Raw genomic sequence first — 235 nt, 5'->3', positions numbered from 1 at the left:
AGCATCGTATAGACCTTGCCGGTATCGGAGGTGAGGTAGGACTGGGTAACACTCCGGTCGCGGTCGGTGCGCGCCACATCGGCGAGCAGCTTTTCGAAATCGGTGATGTAGCGGTCCACGGCGGTGCGGAATTTGGCTTCCCGTTCGTATTTGCGCTTGATCTCGTCGAAGGTCGTCTGGCCCTTCAGCGTGTAGAGGCGACGGGTGAAGACATCGCGTTCGCCGCGCTGATAGC

General features: G+C 60.0%; 1 protein-coding gene. It reads right to left on the bottom strand.

The window, feature by feature from the left end:
- Positions 1-235, bottom strand: a 235-nt coding sequence (locus SB816_RS35045; protein WP_410548628.1) for a hypothetical protein, incomplete at both ends; no start/stop codon positions are given.

It is taken from the genome of Achromobacter sp. SIMBA_011 (genome assembly GCF_046535435.1).
GTDB classification, from domain to species: Bacteria; Pseudomonadota; Gammaproteobacteria; order Burkholderiales; family Burkholderiaceae_B; genus Achromobacter; species Achromobacter dolens.
Note: the sequence above shows the minus strand (reverse complement) of the source record. Positions and strands in the feature narration are given on the sequence as shown.